The sequence below is a fragment of the Eudoraea sp. genome (genome assembly GCF_049665975.1).
Lineage (GTDB): Bacteria > Bacteroidota > Bacteroidia > Flavobacteriales > Flavobacteriaceae > Eudoraea.
Map to the genome: position 1 here is coordinate 1 of NZ_JBATGR010000224.1, position 2,782 is coordinate 2,782.

At 38.2% G+C, this 2,782-nt stretch carries 4 protein-coding genes; all 4 read left to right on the top strand.

From position 1 onward, the window contains the following. Positions 1–263, top strand: a 263-nt coding sequence (locus WBN20_RS08470; RefSeq protein ID WP_424281366.1) for a coproporphyrinogen III oxidase, incomplete at its 5' end; no start/stop codon positions are given. A gap of 39 nt (positions 264–302) precedes the next feature. Next, on the top strand, positions 303–1,091 hold the full coding sequence (locus tag WBN20_RS08475) for a PhzF family phenazine biosynthesis protein (protein WP_424281367.1): 789 nt from the start codon (positions 303–305) through the stop codon (positions 1,089–1,091). Between the two features lie 41 nt (positions 1,092–1,132). After that, positions 1,133–2,122 carry a porphobilinogen synthase gene (gene hemB / locus WBN20_RS08480; RefSeq protein ID WP_424281368.1) on the top strand — a complete coding sequence of 330 codons (990 nt, stop codon included), beginning with the start codon at positions 1,133–1,135 and terminating at the stop codon, positions 2,120–2,122. Positions 2,123–2,156: 34 nt separating this feature from the next. Beyond that, positions 2,157–2,782, top strand: a 626-nt coding sequence (locus WBN20_RS08485; protein WP_424281369.1) for a serine hydrolase domain-containing protein, incomplete at its 3' end; no start/stop codon positions are given.

Genomic DNA, 2,782 nt, shown 5'->3' on the forward strand with positions numbered 1-2,782 from the left:
TACCAATTGTTATAAAAAGAAAGTCCCTCGATTATACCAGTAAACAAAGGGATTGGCAGGAAATTCGTCGTGGTCGCTATGTTGAATTTAATCTGGTTCACGACAAGGGTACACTTTTTGGATTAAATACAAATGGCCGTATTGAGAGTATTCTTATGAGCTTACCTCCGCATGTTCAATGGAAGTACGATCATCATCCGGATCGAGGCAGCGAGGAGGCCAGATTAATTAAAGTATTGGAGAATCCAAGATCATGGGTTTGATAGCTTTTAATTGTAATTTAGAAGCAAATACTTCTTAGAATGCTACAAAAAATATTTCAAATAGATGCCTTTACAGATCGGTTGTATTCCGGTAATCCTGCCGCTGTTTGTATCCTGGAAAACTGGATAAAAGATAGCATAATGCAAAAAATTGCCATGGAAAATAATCTTGCGGAAACCGCATTTGCCGTTAAAGATGGTGCTCAATATATTATTAGATGGTTTACACCTGAGTTGGAAGTAGATTTGTGTGGACATGCGACCCTGGCTACGGCTTATGTTTTATTTAATAATTATGATTTAAATGACCCATTTATTGAGTTTTTTTCACCTAGAAGTGGAAAATTAAAGGTAGAAAAAGGTGAAAATGGACTATTAATATTGGATTTCCCAACAGATGAAATTAAACCTGTAAAACCAACCCAAGCTCTTAACGAAGCAATTGGTAAGACTCCGGTTTATACGTTAAAAGGAAAGACCGACTATCTCCTTATTTATAATACACAGAAAGACATTGAACAATTGAACCCCAATTTCTTTTTGCTCAATAAACTAGATGCCCGGGGGGTAATTGTTTCCGCCCCTGGAGACAATGTAGATTTTGTATCGCGTTTTTTTGCTCCCCAATGTGGAGTCAATGAAGATCCCGTTACCGGCTCAGCCCATACCAGCCTAATACCCTATTGGTCCAGGGTCCTTGGAAAATCTAAACTTGCAGCCAAACAGTTATCCAAAAGAGGCGGTGATATTTATTGTGAATTCCTGGACAAACGGGTTAAAATTGCCGGGAGGGCGGTTCCATATTTAAAAGGTGAGATTATTATTTAGAATATATTCATTTCTGTTACCTTTAACTTAAAATAAAACCAATGTATCCACTTCGAAGAAATAGAAGATTACGAGCAAATAATGCCATCAGACATTTGGTTCGTGAAACAATTTTAACTCCCAGCGACTTTTTAGTCCCATTATTTATTGTTGAAGGCCATGGAATTAAGGAAGAAATTCCTTCAATGCCTAACTACTATAGGTTAAGTCTCGATAATCTGGGTAAAGAGGCAAAAGAACTTTGGAGCATGGGCCTTTGTGCTGTTCTGCTTTTTGTTAAAGTGCCCGAATCACTCAAGGATAATAAAGGAACAGAAGCTCTAAATGAACATGGTTTAATGCAACGTGCAATTAACTCGGTTAAAAGCGCTTGTCCCGATATGTTGGTTATGACAGATGTTGCTCTGGACCCATATTCGTCATATGGGCATGATGGTATTGTTGCTAATGGTCAGATTCTTAATGACGAGACAAGTGAGATTTTGGCACAAATGAGTATTTCACATGCTGAGGCAGGTGCAGACTTTGTTGCTCCCAGTGATATGATGGATGGCAGGATACAAATTATCAGAGAAGCTTTGGAAGATGAGGAATTAACCAATACCGGAATCATGTCTTATTGCGCCAAGTATGCAAGTGGCTTTTATGGCCCGTTCCGCGACGCTTTGGAGTCAGCTCCTGTAAAAAAGGACAATGTTCCTAAAGATAAGCAGACCTACCAAATGGATCCTTCAAATAGAATAGAAGCCATAAAAGAAGCACATATGGATGTTGATGAAGGGGCTGATATTATTATGGTAAAACCTGGAATTTGTTATCTGGACATTGTAAGAGAAATAAAAGATGAAGTAGAAGTGCCCGTGGCAGTATATCAGGTTTCTGGAGAATATGCCATGCTTAAAGCAGCCGCAGAAAAAGGCTGGCTGGATCATGATTCCGTTATGATGGAGCAGTTGATCTCAATAAAGCGGGCAGGTGCAGATATCATTGCCAGCTATTTTGCAAAAGATGCAGTAAAATTAATGGGTTAGCCTGCGTTCTACCAATACTTTACCATACACTCCTATGGCAAAAATTCTATTTTTTAAGTATCGGTTTTATATTTTAATACTATTTGGTATTTTATTTTCTAAGTCCTACGCGCAGGATAATTCTGAAGAAAATTCAAATTCACATAATCCCCTTAACAAAATTACCAGTAGATCTATCCCAATAGATAGGGTTTCAAAGGAAACTGACCAAAAAGTAGATTCTATTATCACCAATGGAATTAAAAACCATGCTTCTCCCGGCGCCCAGATTTTAGTTGCGAAAAAAGGTGATATCATTTTTCATAAAGCTTATGGCTTTTATACTTACGACAGTATCCAGCCAGTAGCCCTGAACGCCATCTATGACCTTGCGTCCGTTACAAAAATTACAGGTCCCTTGCTTGCCTTAATGAAACTATATGACGAAGGAAAACTTGATTTAGATGTGCCGTTTTCTACGTATTGGAAACCCTGGAAACATGTAAGGAACAAAAGTGAGCTAACCCTGCGTGAAATACTTGCGCATCAGGCAGGATTAAAGCCGTATATTATTTTTCTAAATGAAGTTCAAAAAAAAGGTCGAATAAAACGAAAATACATCCGTTCGGAGCCTTCACCCAGGTTTGAAAATCAGGCTTATGAACATCTTTACGTAAAAAA

What these genes read in the sequence shown, in the direction of transcription:
- WBN20_RS08475 (WP_424281367.1), top strand. Translation starts at nt 303, where the DNA reads ATGCTACAAAAAATATTTCAAATAGATGCCTTTACAGATCGGTTGTAT.
- hemB (WP_424281368.1), top strand. Translation starts at nt 1,133, where the DNA reads ATGTATCCACTTCGAAGAAATAGAAGATTACGAGCAAATAATGCCATC.